This is a genomic window from Novosphingobium sp. AAP93 (assembly GCF_001296055.1).
Taxonomy (GTDB): domain Bacteria; phylum Pseudomonadota; class Alphaproteobacteria; order Sphingomonadales; family Sphingomonadaceae; genus Novosphingobium.
Genome location: NZ_LJHZ01000029.1, coordinates 163,371 through 183,387, shown reverse-complemented (window position 1 = coordinate 183,387; position 20,017 = coordinate 163,371). Strand labels below are relative to the sequence as shown.

The following is a 20,017-nucleotide window of genomic DNA, read 5'->3' as shown; positions in this document are numbered from 1 at the left end:
CCCGCCCGGCCACCCACGAGAGTACCCTGAATGGGTGGCCGGGCGGGGGAGCGGGCCGGTGCCGCAATCCGCATGAGCGGATCGAAATCAACCCTGCTTGCCGAGGCGGTGCGCCCCCCATGCGGTGCAGGCCACCAGGAGCGCGCCGGTGAGCTGATGGAGAACGGCAATCCAGATCGTCACGCCGCTCATCACCGTCGCAATGCCGAGCACGATCTGGGTGCCGAAGGCGGAGTGGATCGCGACCGAAACCGGTCTCGCGCCAGCGCGGCGCAGCTTGCGGCCCATCACGACGAGCACCGCGACCACGGCCCAGGCCCACCAACGGTGGATGAAGTGGACGAGATAGGGATCGGAGAAGAAGGCGTGCGTCGCGCCGAGCGACCATTCGATCCCGGCAGGGAAGAACGAACCCTGCATCAGTGGCCAGACATCCCAGTTGAACCAGCCGCCCCCCGCGACGGTCCCTGCCCGCATGCCGGCAAGCAGCGCGCCGTAGAACAGCTGGATCAGCAGCATGCCGAGCGCGAGCGCGGCAAAACCGGTCAGCTTCGCGCGCGGTTCGCCGCGAGCCAAAGCGTGCAGGTCGAGCATGGTCCAGACCACGCCCGCCAGCGTGGTGAGCGCCACCAGCAGATGCGCGGCGAGGCGGAAGTGGCTGACCTTGATGTCGTTCACGATGCCGGACTTGACCATCCACCACCCGATAGCACCTTGCAACGCACCCAAGGCCAGCAGCGCGAGCAGGCGAGGCTTGTAACCGGCTGGAATCTGCCCGCGCAGCCAGAACCATACGAGTGGCAGTGCGAAGGCCATGCCGATGGCGCGGGCGAGCAGGCGGTGCACCCATTCCCAGAAGAAGATGAACTTGTAGGTGGCGAGCGTCATGCCAGCCGGGCCGTTGACCAGCACATACTGCGGCGTCTGCTGGTACTTGGCGAACTCGGCCTGCCAGTCCGCCTCGGTCAGCGGCGGAAGCGCGCCCGAGACGGGCTTCCATTCGGTGATCGAGACGCCCGATTCGGTAAGTCGGGTAATGCCGCCCACCACCACGATGGCAATGATCATCAGAGCGACGACGAGGAGCCAGCGCGCCAGCGCGAGGGGGGCGGGAGCGGCGGTGCGGTTTCGGGCCGGGGCCATGGCTACTGCATCCATGGCCGCGCCTCTGCGCGCCAAGGCGCTGAAACGCAAGCGCCAATGGGGGCAGGATCGCCCGTGGGAATAAGGGAATCGCCAGAGCGCCGGATGAGCATTGCGTTATGTGATACTATTACATATAGCCGCCGTCATGAACGAAAGCCCAGACTCCTCCGCCGATATCGTGCGCGGCCGGTTTGACCGGCTGGGCGTGCTGATCAGCGGGCTGTGCATGGTGCACTGCGTCGCGGGGCTGTTCCTGATCGGCGTGCTGGGCCTCGGCGGCGGCGTGCTGCTCAATCCGGCGATTCACCGTTTCGGGCTGGTTGCGGCGTTCCTTGTCGGCATGGTCACCATCGGCGCGGGTGCGTTGAAGCATGGGCACCGCCTGCCGCTGGCGCTCGGCACCACCGGCCTCGCGCTGATGGCCGCCGCCATTGTCAGCGACCACGGCACCGGCGAAGCGCTGCTCACGATCTGCGGCGTGGTGCTTGTGGCCTCTGCCCATATTGTCAACCTGCGTCGGAGCGGCTGCTGACGGGTTGCGCGCTGCGTTGCGGGCGCTAAAGCCCGGCGTATGTCGACCGAACTTTCCCTCACTCTCAATGGCGAACCGCGCCGCGCCGCGCCCGGTTCGATTGCCGATCTCGTCCGCAGCCTCGAGCTCGATCCGGCCAAGGTGGCCGTGGAGCGCAACGGCGAAATCGTCCCGCGTTCGACGCTGTCTGCCGTCACCATCGCGGACGGCGACGTGCTGGAGATCGTGCATTTCGTGGGCGGTGGGCAGGAAGACGATACGTGGTCGGTGGCCGGGCGGACCTTCCGTTCGCGCCTGATTGTCGGCACCGGCAAATACAAGGACTTCGCGCAGAACGCGGCGGCGGTCGAAGCCTCGGGCGCGGAGATCGTCACCGTCGCCGTGCGGCGGGTCAACGTCAGCGACCCCAAGGCGCCGATGCTGACGGACTACATCGACCCCAAGAAGATCACCTACCTCCCCAATACCGCCGGCTGCTTCACCGCCGAGGACGCGATCCGCACCCTGCGGCTGGCGCGCGAGGCGGGCGGCTGGGACCTCGTAAAGCTCGAAGTGCTGGGCGAGGCGCGCACGCTCTATCCCAACATGGTCGAGACGATCCGCGCAACCGAAGTGCTAGCCAAGGAAGGCTTTCTGCCGATGGTCTACTGCGTCGATGATCCCATCGCGGCAAAGCAGCTGGAAGACGCAGGCGCGGTCGCGGTCATGCCGCTGGGCGCGCCGATCGGTTCGGGCCTCGGCATCCAGAACCGCGTAACCATTCGCCTGATCGTGGAAGGCGCGAAAGTGCCGGTGCTGGTCGATGCGGGCGTGGGCACCGCGAGCGATGCTGCTGTGGCGCTGGAACTGGGTTGCGACGGCGTGCTGATGAACACCGCGATTGCCGAAGCCAAGGACCCGATCCGCATGGCCCGCGCGATGAAGGCGGCGGTCGAGGCGGGGCGCGATGCCTACCTTGCAGGGCGGATGGGGACGCGCAAGTACGCCGATCCGAGCAGTCCGCTGGCGGGGCTGATCTGATCCAGTTCCTCCCGTCCGGAATCGCCCACTTGCGGACATCACGGCTTACCATCGCCACCAAAAACCCACCGTCACCCCGTGCTTGACACGGGGTTTGGCTGTTCTTTTAACGCCCGGCCTGAAAGGAAAAGCCAAGGCCCGTGTCAAGCACGGGCCGACGGGCAGTGTGCTGGTGGAATTGTCCGCTTCCCACCAAGTCCAGCCGCGCCAGTTGAGGCCGTTTGCCGCCTTCGCTGACCTTCCATTGCGCCCTGAACCGAACCGCGCGAGCTTGGGAGAACCCCGGCAAGGTGTGATCTCATTCCGGCCAGTGGTCAGCTACCCAATTCCGCGAGGTGTGGATCACGCGAAGGATGGTCAGGTCCGTTTCGTCGGCCCCCAGCGCATAGGCAATCACATAGGGCAACCGGGCGACGGACTTCTCGTAGGTCCCCGCAACCCGGCCCGGATGGCCCGTAGCGAAATCGGCGAGGGCGTTTCCGGTTTGCTGAATCGCTGCAAGCACGCGTTCGGCAGCGCCGGGATCATCGGCGGCGATGTGGCGCACAATGGCCAGAAAATCGTCCTTGGCGCTGGTTGCCCAAACGACGCGCCGCACCGTCAGGCCGTCTTTGCTTGCTGCGCGTCGGCAATGATCTGGCGGGCCTCCGCCATTGCTTCATCGTGCGGAATCACGCGGCCCGCATGCATATCGGCAAGCCCCTGCTGGATGCCCTCGATGATCTGCAGTTCGCGGTTCACATAGGCTTCGACAGCCTCCACCGCGAGGAACGAGCTGGAACGGCGGGTGCTTCGCGCCAGCCGACCCAGCTTTTCCTTGAGATCAGGGGTCACCCGGATCGTCAATGTCGTGCTGGCATTCATGGCGCGCGCTCCTGCATTGCGCGCACAATGTAACACAGCGTGCGACGTCTTCAATCCAGGTTTGCGATCAGCCCGCGACCCCCGCCGCCGCCAGCACCGCCAGCGTCAGGATATCCGGCGCGATCGAGGTCATCGCCGCGATCTGGACAGGCTTTTCCATGCCGATCAGCATCGGGCCGATCACCGCGTTGCCAGCGAGTTCACGCAGCAGCTTGGCGGAGATGTTGGCCGATTGCAGGCCGGGCATGATGAGCACGTTGGCCGGACCCGAAAGGCGGCTGAACGGATAGCTGGCCATGACCTTCGGATTGAGCGCGGCATCGGGCGCCATTTCGCCTTCGTACTCGAAGCCGGGCTTCTGTTCGTCGAGGATCGCCACAGCCGCGCGGATATCGTCGAGCCAGCGCCCGCTCGGATTGCCGAAGGTGGAGTAGGACAGGAACGCCACGCGCGGTTCGTGGCCCATGCGGCGAGCGACGGCGGCGGTTTCGGTCGCGATATGGGCGAGTTCCGCCGCGTTCGGGCGCTCGTTCACGGTCGTATCGGCGAGGAACACGGTGTAGTTCTTCGCGATCATCATGTGGATGCCGAAGGGCAGGCTGCCGGGCTTGGGATCGAGCACCTGGCGCACTTCCTTGATCGTCTGCGCGAAAGTGCGGGTCATGCCTGAAATCATGGCGTCGCCGTGGCCGAGCGCGACGAGCAGCGAGGCAAACACGTTGCGGTCCTGGTTGACCATGCGCCGTACGTCGCGCTCCATAAAGCCGCGCCGCTGCAGCCGCTCGTACAGGTAGGTCACCATTTCCGGCACGAGCGGGGAGACCGCCGAGTTGTGGATCTCGAAGCTGTCCGGATCGCCGACGCCGAGTTCGGTCAGCAGGTTGTGGACAGCCTGCGTGCGGCCGACCAGCACCGGGGTGCCATAGCCGAAATCGCGGTACTGGATCGCTGCACGCAGCACGACTTCGTTCTCCGCCTCGGCAAAGACGACGCGCCGGGGGTTCTCCTTGACCTGCTCGTAGACGCTGGTGAGCGCGCCGGTGGTGGGATTGAGCCGGGCCTTGAGCTGGGTGCGATAGGCGTTGAAATCCTCGATCGGTTTCTGCGCCACCCCCGAATCCATCGCCGCCTTGGCGACGGCCGAAGAGACGACTTCCATCAGGCGCGGATCGAACGGCGCGGGGATGATGTAATCGAGCCCGAACGTATGCTTCTGGCCATAGGCGGCGGCCACTTCCTCGGGCACCGACTCGCGGGCCAGTTCGGCGATGGCCCGCGCGGCAGCAATCTTCATTTCCTCGTTGATCGTGGTGGCCTGCACATCCAGCGCACCGCGGAAGATGAAGGGGAAGCCGAGCACGTTGTTGACCTGGTTCGGATAGTCCGAACGGCCGGTGGCGACGATGCAATCAGGCCGCGCCGCGCGGGCCTCGGGCGGGGTGATCTCAGGATCGGGATTGGCCATCGCGAAGATGATCGGCTGCGGCGCCATCTTCTTGACCATCTCTTGCGTGACCGCGCCTTGCACGGAAAGACCGAGGAAGATGTCGGCGCCTTCCATCGCTTCTTCCAGCGTGCGGTGCGGGGTATCGATGGCGTGGGCGGACTTGAACTGGTCGATACCCGCACGGCCGATGTAGATCACGCCCTTGCTGTCGCACATGGTGACATTGGTGTGGCGCACGCCCATCGCCTTGATCAGCTCGGTGCAGGCAATCGCCGCAGCGCCCGCGCCGTTCACGACAACCTTGACGTCGGCCAGATTGCGGCCGGTGAGGAAACAGGCGTTGAGCAGGCCGGCGGCGGAAATGATCGCGGTGCCGTGCTGGTCATCATGCATCACCGGGATCTTGAGGCGCTCCTTCAGCGCCTGCTCGATGATGAAGCACTCGGGCGCCTTGATGTCCTCGAGATTGATGCCGCCGAAGCTTGGCTCCATCAGCGCGACCGCATCGATGAACGCCTGCGGGTCTTCGGTGGCGAGTTCGATGTCGATCGAATCGACGTCGGCAAACCGCTTGAACAGCACCGCCTTGCCTTCCATCACCGGCTTCGAGGCCAGCGCGCCGAGATTGCCGAGGCCGAGGATGGCGGTGCCGTTGGAGATGACCGCGACGAGGTTGCCCTTGGCGGTGTAGTCATAGGCGGTGGCAGGGTTTTCCGCGATGGCGCGGACCGGGACGGCGACGCCGGGCGAATAGGCGAGGCTCAGATCGCGCTGCGTCGCCATCGGCTTGGAGGCGATGATCTCGATCTTACCAGGGCGAATTGTGTTGTGATAGAACAGCGCCTCACGTTCGGTGAAGCGGACGTTGCTCTCGTCGGTCATCAAATTCCCCCTTGGCGCGCGCGGCGTTAGTGGCCCCGCAGGAGCCTTATGGCAAAGCCCTTGCCGCGGGTACGCGCCGCGAGCACGGACTGGTTACAGGTCCTTAGAGCGCCAGTTCGGAAAACCCAAGGGCCGGACCGCGAAAAGCAGACTGCGGCCTTCCTGCCAGACGAGCTGGAGCCGCGAATCCGGATGGCGCGGCATGCCGGTATCGATCAGCCAGACGTAATCGACGCGCTCGATCGGCGCATACTTGAGTGCTGTATCGACACTGCGCAGGCGGCCTCCCCGGCAGGCGCGCGACCACACGAATTCTGAAGGATCAGCAGTGAAGTTGCGGCCCGGACGGAAGCGCGGGATCACCATGTGAAGGCCTGGCACAGCCCAATTGTCGTTCACCCAGGCCTGCCGGTAGAGGCTGGCAAGGCTGGCGAGATGATCACGCCGTGTGTTGCGCCATGATTCCTCGAGGCAGGAATGCTCGACAAAGGCGAGGACGCGACTGCCCGGCTCGACATGGTGAAGCGCTGAGAGCTGCTTGCGATAGTCGTCGGCATAATCGGCAAAGCTGGCGGCGGTGACGACCAGCCGCGTGCCAAGCAACAGCGCCCCGATCACCGCGATCTTGCGCGCGCGGTCGATGGAGACAGCGCTCCAATCCTGCAGGCCGAGGAGGAGCATGCAGGCGACCGGCAGCAGGCGCACATCGACGAAATTGCTGCCGTTGATATCGCTGGGGATGGCAACGAACAGCAGGAAGACCAGCAAGCCCGGCAGGCCCAGTTGCCACTTCCACCGCGCGCCGAGCAGCCAGCCGAACAGGATCAGCGCGAAGCAGGCGAAAGTCGTCGCGCCATCGAGCAGCAGCGACTGATCGCGAAGGGTGAGCACGAAGTACCAGGCCTTCTGGTCCCACCGCCAGCGGTTCATGCTGCGCGCAGGATCGGGCGACAGGAACTTCCAGAGTATTATCGTAACGACCGTGGCGACGAGCGGCCAGCACAGGATGAACAGCCGCTTGGCAATCGCGCGCCAGTCCTGCTCATCGCGCAGACGCCGCCATTCGGATGGGCGCCACCAGCCGGCGGGCAGGCGGTCGATCTCTCGGCCCAAGGCATTGGCGCCCACCAGCAGCCCCAGCAGCAGGCCGCCGATGGCATGGCAGAGCATGGCAACAGGCTGCGCGACCACGAGCAAGGCCGCGCGCTGCTTGGGCTTGTCTTCGAGCCAGACCGCAGCGGCGAAGGCCATCAGCGAAAGGCCGGTGGCGAGGATATAGTTGAGGAAGCCGGTCAGCAGCGGGAAGCTGAACACGAACATCAAGGCCCAGGGCGCGCCGTGGCCACCCTTGGGATTGAGGACGCGGATCGTCGCGAGGCAGCCGCCGGCGAAGAGGCCGGTCGCCAGCACCGTGCTCCACCATCCGGCCGCGAGGATGCCGAACTGCGCGCCGATGAGCTTTGCCAGCACGTCGCCGCCGATATTGAGCGTGAAGACCCACTTCCACGAGAAGTACTTGAGCAGCGGATTGCCCGGGCGCGCCGCCTCGATCGCGGCAGCGCCCATGTGGCCGGGCACGTCGATCAGCGGCGGCACTTCGACCAGCGCGAAGGGCAGGCAGACCAGCAGCACGATGACGGTGATGCCCGGCAGGCTGAGCCATGGCAGCGCGAGCGTGCGTTCCCACAGGCCGCGCAGGCTCATCGCAAAGGTCTTCTCGCGGACTTGCATCAACCCCAGTTCACTTTCGCATCGGCGTCAGCCGGGATGGCCCCTCTGACCATCTCCAAGACCCCTGGAGGCACCCGCCCCCCAAGACCCTTCGCAGCATCCGCCCAGCCTATGCCCGGACCATTTACGACTTGAGTGTCGATATCCGGTGTCGATCGTTTGAGAAACTCGCGGCGCTCGTCTAGCCACACCCGCTGTGAACTCCCATGCCCCAACTCCGATGATGGCGCAATATCTGGCGCTGAAGGCACAGGCTGAAGGCTGCCTGCTGTTCTACCGCATGGGCGATTTCTTCGAACTGTTTTTCGAGGACGCCAAGATCGCCGCCAGCGTGCTCGATATCGCGCTCACCAGCCGGGGCGAACATGGCGGCGCGCCGATCCCGATGTGCGGCGTGCCCGTCCATTCGGCCGAGAGCTATCTTGCCCGCCTGATTCGCGCCGGATGCCGCGTCGCCATTGCCGAGCAGACCGAAACGCCCGAGGAAGCGCGCAAACGTGCGGGTTCCAAGGCACTGGTCGCGCGAGACATCGTCCGCTTCGTAACGGCAGGAACGCTCACCGAAGACGCCCTGCTCGAACCGCGCCGGGCCAATGTGCTGGCGGCGGTGTGCAAGGTGCGGGATGTGGCGGGGATCGCCGCCTGCGATATCTCGACCGGGCGGATGGAGCTGGAGGAATGCGCGCCCGAGCTGCTGCTTGCGGCGCTCGCCCGCCTCGGCGCGACCGAGCTCGTGATGGCCGAGGAATGCGGCTTCGATCTGCCAGAGGCAGGCGAGCGTCCTGCCCGCGCGTTCGATTCGCAGCGCGGTGCGGACCGGTTGATGGCGTTGCATGGCGTCGCGACGCTCGACGGCTTCGGCACGTTCAGCCGGGCGATGCTGGCGGCGGCAGCGGGGCTGATCGACTATCTCGAGCATGTCGGGCGCGGCAGCCTGCCGCTGCTGCTGCCGCCGGTGGTGCGCGAGGCGCGCGCCTTCCTGGCGATGGACGAAGCGACCCGCGCAAGCCTCGAAATCCTCTCCGCCAGCGGCGGCGGGCGCAAGGGCAGCCTGATCGAGGCCATCGACCGCTGCGTGACGAGCGCAGGCGCGCGGCTGCTGGCGGAGGACCTGGCGGCGCCGCTGACCGATCTTGCCGCCATCCGGGCGCGGCTCGAACTCGTCAGCTGGCTGCATGATGATCCGCTGCTGCGCGGTGATCTGCGCGCCGTGCTGCGCGCCGCGCCTGATGTGGGTCGGGCGCTGGGACGAATCGTGGCAGGCCGGGGAAGCCCGCGCGATCTGGGGCAGCTGCGTGATGGGCTGGGCGAAGCGCAACGGTTGCTGACCCTGCTCGCTGCGCGAAGCGACCGTCCGGAATTGGCCGATGCCTTGCTCCCCGCGCTGGGCGGTCACGGTGCCCTGATCGACCTGTTCAGTCGCGCGCTCGTCCCCGCCCCGCCGACCGAACGCACCAATGGCGGCTTCATCGCGGCGGGTTATGATGCGGCGCTCGATGCCCTGCGCGATGCCGCCGGTAATTCACGCCGAGCCATCGCGGCGCTTGAAGCGCGCTACCGCGACGAGACGGGCACGCCTTCGCTCAAGATCCGGCACAACGGCGTGCTGGGCTATTTCATCGAAGTCCCCGCGCGCCATGCCGACCGGCTGATGCAGCCCGATAGCGGCTTCACCCACCGCCAGACCATGGCAGGCGCGGTGCGCTTCAATGCGCTGGCGCTGCACGAGGAGGCGAGCCGGATCGCCGAAGCAGGCGGGCACGCCTTCGCGGCGGAGGAAGCGCATTTCGAGGACCTGACCGCCCGCGCGATTGCGGCGCGCGAAGCGATTGCGACAACGGCGGCGGCGCTCGCCCGGATCGACGTGGCAGCCGGGCAAGCCGAGCGCGCCGCGGAAGGGGCCTGGTGCCTGCCGCACCTTTCCGAAGATACAGCACTTTCCATTCGCGGCGGGCGGCATCCGGTGGTCGAGGCCGCGCTCGCGGCGCGCGGCGAGCGGTTTGTTGCCAACGACTGCCAACTGACCGCGCGCGACCGGCTATGGCTGATCGGCGGCCCCAACATGGGCGGCAAGTCCACCTTCCTGCGGCAAAACGCGCTGATCGTGATCCTGGCGCAGGCGGGCGGGTTCGTGCCCGCCGAGGCCGCCGAGATCGGCATTGTCGACCGCCTGTTCAGCCGCGTCGGCGCAGCGGACAATCTGGCGCGTGGGCGCTCCACCTTCATGGTCGAGATGGTCGAGACCGCTGCCATCCTTGCGCAGGCGGGAGAGCGCAGTTTCGTCATCCTCGACGAAGTGGGGCGCGGCACCTCGACCTACGATGGACTCGCTCTCGCTTGGGCGGTGGCCGAGGCCGTACACGAAGTGAATCGCTCGCGCTGCCTGTTCGCCACGCATTACCACGAGCTCGCACGGCTGGCGGAGACCTGCGACGCACTCTCGCTCCACCATGTGCGGGCGCGGGAGTGGAAGGGCGATCTGGTGTTGCTGCACGAACTGGCGGAGGGGCCGGCGGACAAGAGCTATGGCTTGGCCGTGGCGCGGCTGGCGGGCGTTCCCGCACCGGTGGTCAAGCGCGCCAAGTCGGTGCTCGACCGGCTGGAGAAGGGCCGCGCCGCGACGGGTGGGCTGGCGGCGGGGCTCGATGACCTGCCGCTGTTCGCGGCCGCGATCGAAGCGGCTGAGGAGAAAGTCGATGCACTGCGCGAGAAGCTCTCCACGATCGACATCGATTCGCTGAGCCCCCGCGCGGCGCTCGATCTCCTCTATGATCTGAAGCGCGAGCTGTGAGGGCGTGGCGCGCGCTCCTGCTGGCGCTGCTTGCCTGCCTAGCGATTCCAGCCATGGCCGGTGCGCCCAAAAAGCCGATCCAACTTGATCAGGAACTCTATCGCACCGTGGTCGAGCGCGTCCGGGCAGGCGAGAACTTCTATCCCGCAACAATGGCTGCGCAGCGCGAGCGCTCCTACCCGGTGCAGCCTGCGCTCGCCGTGCGCCCGCCGACGATGACCTGGTGGCTTGCGCTGTTTCCGAACACCGGAACGCGCACCGCAGCCTTGATCGCCCTCCTGTTCGGTGCGCTCATCGCGCTGCGACAAAGCCTGTCCGACCGCCCGCCTGTCGAAGCACTCAGTGTGGTGGCCTTGGCCGTGGCAGGACTGTTCGGCGCATTCTTTCCGGACAACGTCTATCTGCACGAGCAGTGGAGCGTGCTGCTGATCATGCTCTCGCTGGCGGCCTATCGGCGGCCATGGCTGATGATCGGGCTCGCGTTGCTGGCGGTGCTGGTGCGCGAGACAGCGCTGGCGTGGCTGGGAGCCATCGTTCTCCATGGCCTGTGGCAACGCGACTGGAAACGCGCCGGAATGGCAGCAGCAGCCATCGCGCTGGCCGCCGGTCTCTGGCTGGTGCACGCGCAATTCGTGGCCGCACAGGTCCAGCCCGGCGACCTCACCTCCCCCGGCTGGGTACGCTTCGGCGGCCTTCCGCTGGTGATCGACGCGCTGCGCCGCAATCTCGTGCTGACCGGCCTGCCCGGGCCGCTCGTGCTGGCGCTGGTGGCGGCGTCGCTTGCCGCGATGCTGCGCTGGGGCGGCGAGATGGAACGGATTGCCGCCGTCGGCAGCGCGGGTTTCCTTGCGGCGCTCACCGTCTTCGGACGGCCCGACAACGGCTACTGGGGCTTCATGGCCGCGCCGTTCGTGCTGCTGGGGCTGCCGCTGATCGCGCGGCAGTTACTTCCTCGACACCGCAAGACCGGCAGGCAGTAAAGCAAATACGATCTGGCCCGCCAGCCCCAGCATGCCGGGCGGACGCGCCATCCCAGCAAGTATGTCCTGCAAAGTCTGACCCAGGGCCAAGCCGAGCATTACTTCGCAGGCCATGAGAGCGGCAAACCCGACCACACCGGCAACAAGGGCATAAGCTGGCCGGGCAGACTGCCAATTGTGGAGGCACCAGCTGGCAAGCGGCAAGCAGGCTGCCAACAGAAGCGCGGTTTCGACGGCAACCGCAGCAAATGCGCCTATGGCAGGGGCAACGAAAAGAGTTCGGACGACGCCGAAAACAAGCCCGAGCGCAAAGCCGATCAAACCGTAAGCAAGTCCGGCGGTGATCGGACCGCGGATGCTCACGATCTCATACGCTCAGGAACAGCCCCGCCAGCGCTGCACTCATCAGGTTGGACAGCGCGCCCGCCGCCAGTGCTTTGAGGCCAAGCTTGGCGATCACAGGACGCTGGTTGGGCGCAAGGCTGCCCGAAACCGCCATCTGGATCGCGATCGAGCTGAAATTGGCGAAACCGCACAGCGCAAATGTCACGATGGCAACGGTGTGGGCGCTGAGGTCCTTCGCCGCGCTGAGATCGATGAAGGCAACGAATTCGTTGAGCACGATCTTGGTACCGAACAGGCCTCCCGCGTGCGCCGCCTCCGCCCAGTTGGGTGCGCCGAGGAGGAGGAATACGGGGGCAAAGATCGCGCCGAGGATCTGCTCGAACGAAAGGCCCGGATAGCCGATGTGCGCCCCGATGCTGCCGAGCAGGCCGTTGGCCATGGCCACCAGCGCCACAAAGGCGAGCACCATCGCACCGACCGCCACGGCAAGACGCACGCCCGTCTGCGCGCCCTGGCTTGCTGCCATGATGAGGTTGGCGGGGCGCTCCTCGTCCGGCGCGGAGACGGCGATGTGGGGGTTGGGCAGGTCCGCATCGGCGGGCGCTTCGGGCATCGGAGGCATGTCCGGCATGATCAGCTTGGCCATCAGCACCCCGCCCGGCGCCGACATGAACGCGGCGGCGACGAGGTAGTCCACCCGGATGCCCATCGCGGCATAGGCGGCAAGGATCGTCCCCGCGACGCCGGCCATGCCCACGCTCATCACGGTGAAGATCTGCGAGGGGTTGAGGCTGGCGAGATAGGGGCGAATGACGAGCGGCGATTCGCTCTGGCCGACGAAGATGTTGCTTGCCGCGCACAGCGCCTCGACGCGGCTGATGCCGGTGATCGCCTCGAGCCCACCGCCGATCCAGCGGATCACGAGTTGCATGATGCCCAGGTAGTAGAGGATCGAGATCAGCGCCGCGAAGAACACGATGGTCGGCAGCGCGGCGATGGCGAAGCTGCGGCCGCCGATGGCCGGATCGGCGAGCGGCCCGAACAGAAATGCGACGCCCGCCTTGGCATATCCGAGCAGCCCCTCGACCCCCGCCGCCGCGCCCTGCAAAGCGGCATTGCCTGGCGGAAAGTAAAGCACGAGCGCGGCAAACCCCGCCTGCAGCGCAAAGGCGGGACCCACCACCCGCAGCTTGATCGCCCGCCGGTTGGAGGAAAGCAGGACAGCAATCAGCAGAATCAGCGCCATGCCGGCGAGGCTCATCAAAACGCGCATCGCGGGCCTGCCGCTCCCCTGAAGACCAAGTCCGGCATGGCTTAAACGGGATTTGGCGCAGGGTCAAAATCCCGCTAACCGTTGTGGATGCAAGACAAGCCGCACGCCGCAACCGCTCCCAATTCGGGCATTCCCACCTCCCTGTTCGCCTTTTCGCTGCTCTATGGCGGGCTCGTGGTGCTGGCCGGCGTGCTCGGCACCAAGATCGCCGCGCTGGGGCATTGGCCGCTGGTCGGCGATCTGGCGGTCGAAAGCGGGATCTTCGCGTTCCTGCTGCTGGTGGTGATGGCAAGCGCGGTGGCCGAGCTGTTCGGGCAGGATGTCGCCAATCGGCTGGTGCGCTTCGGTTTCGTGCCGCTGATCTGTTCGATGCTGCTCCTGACCTTTGTGATCAACGTGGTGCCGCCTGCGCCGTTCTGGGGCGATCAGGATGCCTATGCCCGCCTGCTCGGCCAGGGCGCGCGGATGCAGTTTGCGGGGCTCATTTCCTACGGCACCTCGCAGACGCTCAATGTCTATGTGTTCTCGCGCCTTGCGGGCGGACGCGGCCGACTGCTTATGCTGCGCGCCTGGATCGCCAGCCTGCTGAGCCAGATGGTCGACACGCTGATCTTCATCACCATCTCGTTCGCCGGGGTGAAGGACGCCGCCGGCGTGCCGCTGCCGATCGGGGAAATCATGGCCGGGCAGATCGCTTCCAAGCTGCTGCTGTCCACGATCATGGTGCCGCCGCTGATCTGGGTCTTCGTGCAGCTGGGCCGCAAGCTGGACGGCCAGCGCTAGAAATATTGCGCCGCCGCGCCGCTTGGTCCAAAGCGCAGGCCGTCATGGCTACCACGCACGAACCCACCGCAGACGACGCCGCCCACCACAAGGCGATGCTCGCCAAGGCCGAAACGCTGACCGAGGCGCTGCCTTACTTGCAGCGATATGCGGGCAAGACGTTTGTGGTGAAGTATGGCGGCCACGCGATGGGCGATCCTGAACTTGCGCAGGACTTTGCCGAGGACATCGTGCTGCTGAAGGCGATCGGCATCAATCCGGTCGTCGTCCATGGGGGCGGCCCGCAGATCGGGCGGATGCTCAAGGCACTCGGCATCGAATCGCAGTTCGTCGATGGCCTGCGCGTCACCGACAAGCAGACCGCCGAAGTCGCCGAGATGGTCCTGGCGGGAGCGATCAACAAGGAACTCGTCAGCTGGATCGCCCGCGCGGGCGGCAAGGCCATCGGCATTTCCGGCAAGGATGGCGGCATGGTCATCGCCCGCAAGGTCGAGGCCAAGAAGGCGCCCAAGGCGATCAACGACAAGGACAGCGGCGAGCAGATCGTCGTCGACCTCGGCTTCGTAGGCGAACCGGCGCGGATCGACACAACGGTGATCGACACCATCACCGCTGCCAACATGATCCCGGTGATCGCCCCGATCGGCGTGGGCGAGGACGGCGAGACCTACAATATAAACGCCGACACCATGGCAGGCGCCATCGCAGCGGCGCTCGGCGCGGCGCGGCTGTTCCTGCTGACCGACGTGCCGGGCGTGCTCGACAAGGAGCGCCGCCTGCTGACCGACCTGACGCCAGCAGACATCACCCGCCTTGCCGAGGACGGCACGATCAGCGGGGGCATGATCCCCAAGCTCGAGACCTGCGTCCACGCGGTCGAAGCCGGATGCGAGGCGGCGGTCGTGCTGGACGGGCGCGTACCGCATGCCATGCTGATCGAGATCTTCACCGCACGCGGCGCGGGCACGCTGATCCGCGCGTGACGCGGGAACCGGCGGCTCGGCAAGGCGTTTGGGTCTGATGAACCTCCGCATTCTGTCCGCCGCCTACCTGCTGGCCCTTGGTGCCTGCCACGATCAGGCACCGGCGTCTCCGCCGGAAGCGACCGTCTCGCCAGTGCCGTCGCCACCTGCGCCCGCCCGTCCGCCAAGCTCGCGGGATCCGGACGTGGTCCTGCGCGCCTGGGGCGATGCGATCGAGGCGCGCGACTGGACGACCGTGCGCGCGTTCTGGGGCGATCAGGGGGCACGCAGCGCTCTTTCCGAGACCGACTTCGCAGTGCGCTGGTCCGGCCTGCACTATCCCAGGGTGACGCCCAGCAAGGGGCAGAGCCAGGGCGCGGCCGGTTCGACCTACTACACCGCGCCGGTGACGATCACCGACGGCAAGCGCGTGATCACCGGCGAAGTCGTGATGCGGCGGGTCAACGACATCGAAGGCGCCACTCCGGAGCAATTGCGCTGGCACATCGAGAGCACCACACTCGTGCCCTGAGATTGCTTGTTTTCCCGAAGAACTGCTGGACAAATTTGTATGCAACACATACAAGTTTGTCCGGCGCCGTCGGCCGTTCGGCGAGGGAGCCCTTGTGGGGCGGGGAGAGGGTCGGCTAGGAGCGTGGCTCCTTGCTGACATAGGGAATGCGTGATGCTGTTCTACCAACTGATCAATGCCATACTCCTGCTCATTGGCATCGTTCGAGCAGTCGTCATCGTTCAATTCATCCTGTTCCTGCTGGTCGCATTCAATGTCGTCAGTATGCGCAACAAGTTCGTCTCCGCGCTCAACACTGCGCTCAGCGCAATTCTGGACCCGATTCTCGATCCGATCCGGCGGGTTATGCCCAATACCGGCGGGATCGACTTTTCACCCATGGTAGTGATCTTTGGCCTCAGCCTGCTGGCCGAGCTGGTGGGCTTCATCGGTCAATTGGCGCTGCAGATCTGAAGCCCCCCTCAAGAGAGTACCCCAATGACTGCCGCGATCATCGATGGAAAAGCCTTTGCCGCGAACCTGCGTGGCAAGGTGGGTGAACTTGCCGCCGCGTTCGAAGCCAAGGCCGGGCGCAAGGCGGGCCTTGCGGTGGTGCTGGTGGGCGAGGACCCGGCGAGCCAGGTCTACGTCCGCTCCAAGGGCAAGCAGACCGTGGAAGCCGGCATGGCGAGCTTCGAGCACAAGCTGCCGGCCGAGACGCCGGAGGCCGATCTCCTTGCGCTGGTCGAGCAGCTGAATGTCGATCCCGCTGTCGATGGCATTCTCGTGCAGTTGCCGCTGCCGAAGCACATGGACGAGCAGAAGGTGATTTCCGCGATCAATCCCGACAAGGACGTCGACGGCTTCCACGTGATCAGCGCTGGCCGCCTCGCGGTGGGCCAGCCTGGCTTCGTACCCTGCACGCCGCTGGGCTGTCTGATGCTGCTGAGAGACCGGCTGGGCTCGCTTTCGGGCCTCGATGCCGTCGTGATCGGGCGCTCCAACATCGTCGGCAAGCCGATGGCGCAACTGCTGCTGGCCGAAAGCTGCACCGTGACCATCGCGCACAGCCGCACCAAGGACCTGCCCGAAGTCGTGCGCCGCGCCGATATCGTGGTCGCGGCGGTCGGCCGTCCGGAAATGGTCAAGGCGGACTGGGTCAAGCCGGGCGCAACCGTGATCGATGTCGGCATCAACCGCGTGCCGGCGGCCGAGGAAGGCAAGACGCGGCTTGTGGGCGACGTGGATTATGCCGGCGCCATGGCGGTTGCCGGTGCCGTCACGCCGGTCCCGGGCGGGGTCGGCCCGATGACCATCGCCGTGCTGCTGCGCAATGCGCTCGTCGCAGCCTACCGCAATGCCGGGCTGGAGCTGGCGGCGGACGCGATCTGAGGCGCCTGCCTTTCTATTGCCGCCCGCCTGCTCTAGGCAGGGCGGCATGAAGCGGCTGTTCCCCCTCGTCCTGTTGGCTAGCGCCCTGCCTTTGGCCGCGCAGGACATCCGTCCGGCGATAACCCCCATCGGCAATCCCAGCGCGCTGATCGCGGCGGAAAGCGCCTTTGCGCGGTTGGCGCGCGAGAAGGGGCAGTGGACGGCCTTTGCCGAGACCGCGACCGACGAGGCGGAAATGTTCGTGCCGCAGCGGACGCTCGCCAAGGCGTGGCTCAAGGGCCGCGCCAATCCGCCACAGGCGGTGCAGTGGCAGCCCAGTTCGGTGTGGATGAGCTGCGACGGCAGCGCGGGCGTGACCTTCGGCGGCTATCAGGCCGGGGCGGGATATGGCTGGTTCTCCACCGTTTGGGAGCGCCAGAAGAAGAAGGGCGACTACAAGTGGGTGCTCGATCAGGGCGGGGACCTTGCCGCACCGCTGGCAGGCGCCGACTTCATCACCGGCAAGGTGGCGGACTGCGTGCCGCGTCCGCGCCGCGATCCGCTGGCGGATGATCCGCCGCCCCCGCCCAAGGTGCCCAAGGCGGCCCCGCCACCGCTGCGCCCGCTGCCCGGCCCGATCCCGGCGCTGAACGCACCCGCAGGCGCTGACAGCAAGGATGGCCGCTCGATCGATGGCACGATTGCCTGGCGCTCGACGGTGCTCCCCGGCGGGACACGCGAGTGGACGGTGTGGATGTGGCAGGACGGCAAGATGAACGAGGTGCTGAAGCGCACCGAAGTCGCGAAGAACGAAGGATAGGACGATGCTGGCGCTGTTCCTCTCCGCCTTCACGACGCTGTTCGTGGTGATCGACCCGCCCGGCTGCGCACCGATCTATGCTGGCCTCACTGCCAACGCCACGCCCCGGCAGGCCTTCATCATGGCCTTGCGGGCATGCCTGATCGCCAGCGGCATCCTGATCGTGTTCGCCCTGTTCGGCGAGGACCTGCTTGGCGCGCTGCACATCGAGCTCGACAGCTTCCGCATCGCGGGCGGGATCATGCTGTTCATGATCGCGCTCGACATGGTGTTTGAGAAGCGCACCGAACGGCGCGAGGAGCGCGCGGAGAAAGTACGCAGCCAGCAGCCGCATGTGGAGGACGTCTCGGTCTTCCCGATGGCCATGCCGATGCTGGCGGGTCCGGGCTCGATCGCCTCGGTCATGCTGCTCACGGCGCGCGCAAAGGGCCTTCAGGAAACGCTGGTGATCCTCGGCGCGCTGGGCGCGGTGATGACGCTGAGCTTCATCGCCCTCGTCGCCGCGCGGCCGATCATCCGCGCGCTGGGTTCGCAGGTGGAAGCGGTGATCACGCGGTTGCTCGGCGTGCTGCTGGCCGCGCTGGCGGCGCAGTTCGTGATCGACGGGCTGAAAGCGCAGTTCTGAATTACTGCAGCGTCACCCGGCCATCGTCGGAATCGCGCCGCCCGAAGAACTGCATGAGCTGAACCAGCAGCTCGCAGCGCGCGGTCAGGTTGTCTGCTTCGAGCAGGGCCTGCTTGGCAGCGGCATCGAACGGCGCGATCTGCGAGACGCCGTTGATCAGCGAGACATCGTCGAGCCGGCCGACCGAATCCCAATCGACCGAATAGCCCTGCGCTTCGGCAAAGCGGCGCGCCTCGCGCTCGAACGAGGCGCGCTCGACAGCGCTGAGGCTGGCGCCCGCGTCGTCTTCGATCAGCTCACCCTCGACCTGGCGGAACGGCGTCGTGACATCGAGTTCGCGCAGCAGCCGGAAGCGGGAAATGCCTTCGAGGATCACGTTGTAGCGCCCGTCCTCCATCGCTTCGACTTCGCCGATCTTGCCGACACAGCCGATCTGGAACAGCGGCGCGCCTTCGTACTGGCCCTGCGGCTGGATCATCGCAATGCGCCGATCGCGCACCAGCGAATCGGAAATCATCGCCCGGTAGCGCGGCTCGAAGATGTGCAGCGGCAATTGCAACCCGGGGAACAGCAGCGCGCCGGTCAGCGGGAAGATCGACAGGCGCAAGGTCTTGGTGTCCTGACCCATGCGCCTAGCCGAACAGCACGGTGGAGAGCTTGCGCCGGGTGGCGGCGACCCACGGATCCTCGAGACCGATGGCTTCGAAGATCTGGAGCAGTCGCGTGCGGGCGGCGCCTTCGTTCCACGCACGGTCGCGGGCGACCATGCCAAGTAGAAGAGTGGCGGCCCCGTCGCGATCACCGGCGGCGTAGAGGCCGTTGGCGAGCGCGAGTTCCGCGTCCATGTCGCCCGGATTGGCGGCGACGGCGGCGCGCAGGCCGTCGAGTTCGCTGGGTTCGGGCGCATCGGCAGCTAGCGCGAGGGCAGAGCGGGCCTGTGCCAGCGCCTGGTCTTCCGCCAGCTTGGGATCGAGCGAGGCGAGGACTTCCTCGGCCGCCGCCTTGTCGCCCGCCAGGAGCAGCGCGCGAATCAGGCCGGAGTGAGCGGCGGCATTGTCGGGTGCGATTTCGGCGATCTGCGAGAAGATGCCGACTGCGCGCTCGCCGTCGCCGCCGGCGAGCACTTCCTCGCCCATCGCGAGCAACGGGGCGATATCCTGCTCGGGCTCCTCCCCGCCGCGGATGGGCAGACGGGCGATCATCTGGTCGAGCATCTGGCGCAGCTGCGATTCGCTCCGCGCAGGCGTGAGGTCTGCCACCGGCTGGCCCTGGAACATGGCATAGACAGTAGGGATCGAACGCACCTGGAACTGCGCGGCGATGAACTGTTCCTCATCGACGTTGATCTTGGCGAGGACGACGCCCTTGTCGGCATATTCGCCGCAGACCTTTTCGAGCACCGGGGTGAGCGCCTTGCACGGCCCGCACCATTCCGCCCAGAAATCGAGCACGACCAGCTTGGTCATCGAGGGTTCGACCACGGCCTTGCGAAAGCGGTCCACCGCTTTCTGTTCTTCTAGATTGAGGCCGAGGCTTGCCACTGGATGGTCTCCGCACTGAATAGTCTTTCCCCCATGTGGGAAGCGAGGGGCATTCGGCAAGGGCATTTGCGGGCAAGCAGGGCCGGGATGCCACCGAGACGCATTTTTGCTGTTGCGCAGGCCACGGAGGGAAGCTAAGGGCGCGCTTCACCCCGGTCGGGGGCCTTTTGGCAGCCCGATCCGAAACGCACGAGCGGGCGTAGCTCAGGGGTAGAGCACAACCTTGCCAAGGTTGGGGTCGAGGGTTCGAATCCCTTCGCCCGCTCCAGTTTCTCTCCTCACATCGCAGTCGTTCCGGTTGGCCATACGGGCTAGCCTCCGCGATTCTCGCGTCCTATCCTGATCAGGTTGACACGGTTGACACAGTCCTGAGCGAAAACTCGGGAGGGGGCC

General features: G+C 66.3%; 20 protein-coding genes and 1 tRNA gene. 12 read left to right on the top strand and 9 right to left on the bottom strand.

All coding sequences use genetic code 11. From position 1 onward, the window contains the following. Positions 1-87 precede the first annotated feature (87 nt). Positions 88-1,158 (bottom strand): COX15/CtaA family protein, encoded by a 1,071-nt coding sequence (locus tag IP83_RS07035; protein WP_231624947.1) that lies wholly within the window; start codon positions 1,156-1,158, stop codon positions 88-90. Between the two features lie 133 nt (positions 1,159-1,291). Between IP83_RS07035 and IP83_RS07030 the strand changes: the two genes are divergently transcribed. Together IP83_RS07030 and thiS are read left to right on the top strand one after the other, a co-directional pair. Further along, on the top strand, positions 1,292-1,678 hold the full coding sequence (locus IP83_RS07030) for a MerC domain-containing protein (RefSeq protein ID WP_054121483.1): 387 nt from the start codon (positions 1,292-1,294) through the stop codon (positions 1,676-1,678). A 39-nt stretch (positions 1,679-1,717) separates the two neighbouring features. Continuing rightward, positions 1,718-2,698: a sulfur carrier protein ThiS gene (gene thiS, locus IP83_RS07025; protein ID WP_054121482.1), complete on the top strand. Its 981-nt coding sequence runs from the start codon at positions 1,718-1,720 to the stop codon at positions 2,696-2,698. Between the two features lie 298 nt (positions 2,699-2,996). On the opposite strand, the gene IP83_RS07020 is transcribed toward thiS, so the two are convergent. From IP83_RS07020 to IP83_RS07005, 4 genes are all read right to left on the bottom strand, one after another. Next, positions 2,997-3,296 carry a type II toxin-antitoxin system RelE/ParE family toxin gene (locus IP83_RS07020; RefSeq protein WP_054121481.1) on the bottom strand — a complete coding sequence of 100 codons (300 nt, stop codon included), beginning with the start codon at positions 3,294-3,296 and terminating at the stop codon, positions 2,997-2,999. Positions 3,297-3,298: 2 nt separating this feature from the next. After that, the gene (locus tag IP83_RS07015) at positions 3,299-3,562 is read right to left on the bottom strand and encodes a CopG family ribbon-helix-helix protein (protein ID WP_054121480.1); all 264 of its coding nucleotides are present in this window, start codon (positions 3,560-3,562) and stop codon (positions 3,299-3,301) included. A gap of 67 nt (positions 3,563-3,629) precedes the next feature. Continuing rightward, on the bottom strand, positions 3,630-5,891 hold the full coding sequence (locus IP83_RS07010) for an NADP-dependent malic enzyme (protein WP_054121479.1): 2,262 nt from the start codon (positions 5,889-5,891) through the stop codon (positions 3,630-3,632). A 93-nt stretch (positions 5,892-5,984) separates the two neighbouring features. Beyond that, a complete protein-coding gene (locus tag IP83_RS07005) occupies positions 5,985-7,622 on the bottom strand; it encodes a hypothetical protein (RefSeq protein ID WP_054121478.1) in 1,638 nt (545 codons plus the stop codon). A 220-nt stretch (positions 7,623-7,842) separates the two neighbouring features. Here IP83_RS07005 and mutS point away from each other — a divergent pair, with 220 nt between their 5' ends. Continuing rightward, complete coding sequence (gene mutS, locus IP83_RS07000; protein WP_054121477.1) at positions 7,843-10,413, top strand: DNA mismatch repair protein MutS; 2,571 nt, start codon at positions 7,843-7,845, stop codon at positions 10,411-10,413. Between the two features lie 53 nt (positions 10,414-10,466). Next, positions 10,467-11,393 carry a hypothetical protein gene (locus tag IP83_RS06995; protein ID WP_054121476.1) on the top strand — a complete coding sequence of 309 codons (927 nt, stop codon included), beginning with the start codon at positions 10,467-10,469 and terminating at the stop codon, positions 11,391-11,393. On the opposite strand, the gene IP83_RS20140 is transcribed toward IP83_RS06995, so the two are convergent. After that, entirely contained in the window at positions 11,358-11,756 is a 399-nt protein-coding gene (locus tag IP83_RS20140; protein ID WP_156309610.1) for a hypothetical protein, read from the bottom strand. The two genes, IP83_RS06995 and IP83_RS20140, sit on opposite strands and share 36 nt — an antisense overlap. Before the next feature lie 4 nt (positions 11,757-11,760). Continuing rightward, positions 11,761-13,011 carry a NupC/NupG family nucleoside CNT transporter gene (locus IP83_RS06990; protein WP_054121475.1) on the bottom strand — a complete coding sequence of 417 codons (1,251 nt, stop codon included), beginning with the start codon at positions 13,009-13,011 and terminating at the stop codon, positions 11,761-11,763. An 87-nt stretch (positions 13,012-13,098) separates the two neighbouring features. Here IP83_RS06990 and IP83_RS06985 point away from each other — a divergent pair, with 87 nt between their 5' ends. The 7 genes from IP83_RS06985 (at position 13,099) to IP83_RS06955 (ending at position 18,083) form a co-directional block, all read left to right on the top strand. Further along, positions 13,099-13,794, top strand: coding sequence for a queuosine precursor transporter (locus IP83_RS06985; protein WP_054121474.1), 696 nt, complete (start codon positions 13,099-13,101; stop codon positions 13,792-13,794). Positions 13,795-13,838: 44 nt separating this feature from the next. Then, on the top strand, positions 13,839-14,777 hold the full coding sequence (argB, locus tag IP83_RS06980) for an acetylglutamate kinase (protein WP_054121473.1): 939 nt from the start codon (positions 13,839-13,841) through the stop codon (positions 14,775-14,777). 37 nt (positions 14,778-14,814) lie between these two features. Then, on the top strand, positions 14,815-15,288 hold the full coding sequence (locus IP83_RS06975) for a hypothetical protein (RefSeq protein WP_054121472.1): 474 nt from the start codon (positions 14,815-14,817) through the stop codon (positions 15,286-15,288). A 153-nt stretch (positions 15,289-15,441) separates the two neighbouring features. Continuing rightward, positions 15,442-15,741, top strand: a complete 300-nt coding sequence (locus IP83_RS06970) for a YggT family protein (RefSeq protein ID WP_054121471.1) — start codon at positions 15,442-15,444, stop codon at positions 15,739-15,741. Between the two features lie 24 nt (positions 15,742-15,765). Continuing rightward, positions 15,766-16,659: a bifunctional methylenetetrahydrofolate dehydrogenase/methenyltetrahydrofolate cyclohydrolase FolD gene (gene folD, locus IP83_RS06965; RefSeq protein WP_054121470.1), complete on the top strand. Its 894-nt coding sequence runs from the start codon at positions 15,766-15,768 to the stop codon at positions 16,657-16,659. Between the two features lie 46 nt (positions 16,660-16,705). After that, positions 16,706-17,458, top strand: coding sequence for a hypothetical protein (locus IP83_RS06960; RefSeq protein WP_054121469.1), 753 nt, complete (start codon positions 16,706-16,708; stop codon positions 17,456-17,458). 4 nt (positions 17,459-17,462) lie between these two features. Beyond that, positions 17,463-18,083 (top strand): MarC family protein, encoded by a 621-nt coding sequence (locus IP83_RS06955; protein ID WP_054121468.1) that lies wholly within the window; start codon positions 17,463-17,465, stop codon positions 18,081-18,083. A gap of 1 nt (position 18,084) precedes the next feature. Here IP83_RS06955 and IP83_RS06950 read toward each other — a convergent pair whose 3' ends face one another. Continuing rightward, positions 18,085-18,711 carry an LON peptidase substrate-binding domain-containing protein gene (locus IP83_RS06950; RefSeq protein WP_171955462.1) on the bottom strand — a complete coding sequence of 209 codons (627 nt, stop codon included), beginning with the start codon at positions 18,709-18,711 and terminating at the stop codon, positions 18,085-18,087. Positions 18,712-18,715: 4 nt separating this feature from the next. Further along, positions 18,716-19,624, bottom strand: a complete 909-nt coding sequence (locus IP83_RS06945; protein WP_054121467.1) for a tetratricopeptide repeat protein — start codon at positions 19,622-19,624, stop codon at positions 18,716-18,718. Between the two features lie 193 nt (positions 19,625-19,817). On the opposite strand from IP83_RS06945, the gene IP83_RS06940 reads away from it, so the two are divergent. Continuing rightward, positions 19,818-19,892 (top strand) — tRNA-Gly (locus tag IP83_RS06940). Positions 19,893-20,017 lie beyond the last annotated feature (125 nt).

What these genes read in the sequence shown, in the direction of transcription:
- IP83_RS07035 (WP_231624947.1), bottom strand. Translation starts at nt 1,158, where the DNA reads ATGGATGCAGTAGCCATGGCCCCGGCCCGAAACCGCACCGCCGCTCCC.
- IP83_RS07030 (WP_054121483.1), top strand. Translation starts at nt 1,292, where the DNA reads ATGAACGAAAGCCCAGACTCCTCCGCCGATATCGTGCGCGGCCGGTTT.
- thiS (WP_054121482.1), top strand. Translation starts at nt 1,718, where the DNA reads ATGTCGACCGAACTTTCCCTCACTCTCAATGGCGAACCGCGCCGCGCC.
- IP83_RS07015 (WP_054121480.1), bottom strand. Translation starts at nt 3,562, where the DNA reads ATGAATGCCAGCACGACATTGACGATCCGGGTGACCCCTGATCTCAAG.
- IP83_RS07010 (WP_054121479.1), bottom strand. Translation starts at nt 5,891, where the DNA reads ATGACCGACGAGAGCAACGTCCGCTTCACCGAACGTGAGGCGCTGTTC.
- IP83_RS07005 (WP_054121478.1), bottom strand. Translation starts at nt 7,622, where the DNA reads ATGCAAGTCCGCGAGAAGACCTTTGCGATGAGCCTGCGCGGCCTGTGG.
- mutS (WP_054121477.1), top strand. Translation starts at nt 7,843, where the DNA reads ATGATGGCGCAATATCTGGCGCTGAAGGCACAGGCTGAAGGCTGCCTG.
- IP83_RS06995 (WP_054121476.1), top strand. Translation starts at nt 10,467, where the DNA reads ATGGCCGGTGCGCCCAAAAAGCCGATCCAACTTGATCAGGAACTCTAT.
- IP83_RS06990 (WP_054121475.1), bottom strand. Translation starts at nt 13,011, where the DNA reads ATGCGCGTTTTGATGAGCCTCGCCGGCATGGCGCTGATTCTGCTGATT.
- IP83_RS06985 (WP_054121474.1), top strand. Translation starts at nt 13,099, where the DNA reads ATGCAAGACAAGCCGCACGCCGCAACCGCTCCCAATTCGGGCATTCCC.
- argB (WP_054121473.1), top strand. Translation starts at nt 13,839, where the DNA reads ATGGCTACCACGCACGAACCCACCGCAGACGACGCCGCCCACCACAAG.
- IP83_RS06975 (WP_054121472.1), top strand. Translation starts at nt 14,815, where the DNA reads ATGAACCTCCGCATTCTGTCCGCCGCCTACCTGCTGGCCCTTGGTGCC.
- IP83_RS06970 (WP_054121471.1), top strand. Translation starts at nt 15,442, where the DNA reads ATGCTGTTCTACCAACTGATCAATGCCATACTCCTGCTCATTGGCATC.
- folD (WP_054121470.1), top strand. Translation starts at nt 15,766, where the DNA reads ATGACTGCCGCGATCATCGATGGAAAAGCCTTTGCCGCGAACCTGCGT.
- IP83_RS06960 (WP_054121469.1), top strand. Translation starts at nt 16,706, where the DNA reads ATGAAGCGGCTGTTCCCCCTCGTCCTGTTGGCTAGCGCCCTGCCTTTG.
- IP83_RS06955 (WP_054121468.1), top strand. Translation starts at nt 17,463, where the DNA reads ATGCTGGCGCTGTTCCTCTCCGCCTTCACGACGCTGTTCGTGGTGATC.
- IP83_RS06950 (WP_171955462.1), bottom strand. Translation starts at nt 18,711, where the DNA reads ATGGGTCAGGACACCAAGACCTTGCGCCTGTCGATCTTCCCGCTGACC.